A 1,532-nucleotide genomic window follows, 5' to 3' on the forward strand; every position below is an offset into this window, starting at 1 on the left:
GAGGCTGTGTGAAAACGCATTGAATCCGTGAATACCGTCGCCTAGATTGAGACAACGCCACGAACTGGGTTGCCACATGAAGCGATTCATCGAGCCAGGGGATCGAAGCCAGATCACGCTGCTGCCAGAGTGCCTTGACGACTACATCTCAGAAGAGAACCCCATCCGCGTAGTCGATGTCTTTGTCGATGAACTCAAGCTCTATCAGTTCGGCTTTGAAGGTGCGGAACCTGCGGCCACCGGGCGGCCGTCGTACCACCCCTCAGTGCTGTTGAAGATCTACATCTACGGCTATCTGAACCAAGTGCAATCCAGTCGACGCCTGGAGCGAGAGGCACAGCGCAATGTGGAGTTGATGTGGCTGACCGGGCGCCTGGCCCCCGATTTCAAGACCATCGCGGACTTCCGCAAAGATCATGGTGACGCCATTCGTCTGGTGTGCCGAGAGTTCGTTCTTTTGTGCCGCCGGCTCAAGCTATTTGCCGACGGCGTCATCGCCGTGGACGGAAGCAAGTTCAAGGGCGTCAACAACCGCGACAAGAACTTCAACGAGCACAAGCTCCAGGTGCGGATGCAGCAGCTCGAGCAGAGCATCGGCCGATACCTTGCCGAACTTGATCGAGCTGACCGAGATCCAGCGATGGTTCTCCCCGAGCGTATTGCGCGCCTCCAGGAAAAGGTAGCCAAGATCAAAGGACAGATGCGTGAAATCTCTGCCATCGAGCGGCAGCTTCAGTCCACGCAAGAGCGACAGATCTCTCTGACCGATCCGGATGCCCGCTCGATGGCGACCAGCCGACTTGGCTCAGCAGTCGTAGGCTACAACGTCCAGGCCGCGGTCGATGCAAAACACCACATGATCGTCGCCCACGAGGTGACCAACGCAGTAACCGATCGAGGCCAACTGGCCGCCATCTCCAAGGCGGCTCAAGAGGCCATCGAACACCCCAAACCAATCGTGCTGGCGGATCGAGGCTACTTCGAAGGCTACGGGATTCTGGAGTGCGAACGTGCGGGCATTGCGACACTTGTCCCGAAGCCCTTGACGTCCAACAGCAAGTTCGAGGGCAGATTCGACAAGCGAGACTTCGTCTATGACAAGCGACGGGATGTGTACCGGTGTCCGGCGGGCGAGATCGCAATCTACCGCTTCACCGCCATTGAGGACGGCAAGGCGTTGCGCAAGTACTGGACATCAAACTGTGGCGGCTGTCACTTGAAGCCGCAGTGCACCCCGGCGCCAGCCAGGCGCATCAGTCGATGGGAGTACGAGGAGGTCCTGGAAAAGGTCCAGGCACGTCTAGATGCTGCGCCCGAGGCCTCAAAGTTCAGGCAACGAACGATCGAACACGTGTTCGGCACCCTGAAAGCGTGGATGGGGGCCACGCACTTCCTGACGAAGACCTTGCCGAACGTGAAAACCGAGATGAATCTGCAGGTTCTGGCCTACAACCTCAAGCGAGCAATCAAGATCCTCGGCGCAAGTACCCTGATTGCAGAGATGAAGTCGTAGGAGCCGACTCGCGTCTTGT

At 58.0% G+C, this 1,532-nt stretch carries 1 protein-coding gene; it reads left to right on the plus strand.

Annotated elements, in window-relative coordinates; translation table 11 throughout:
* Positions 1-76: 76 nt before the first annotated feature.
* Positions 77-1,513, plus strand: a complete 1,437-nt coding sequence (locus BLV60_RS33830; protein WP_093060167.1) for an IS1182 family transposase — start codon at positions 77-79, stop codon at positions 1,511-1,513.
* The last annotated feature ends 19 nt before the right edge of the window (positions 1,514-1,532 follow it).

Origin of the sequence: Variovorax sp. YR634 (assembly GCF_900106655.1) — a bacterium.
Lineage (GTDB): Bacteria > Pseudomonadota > Gammaproteobacteria > Burkholderiales > Burkholderiaceae_C > Variovorax.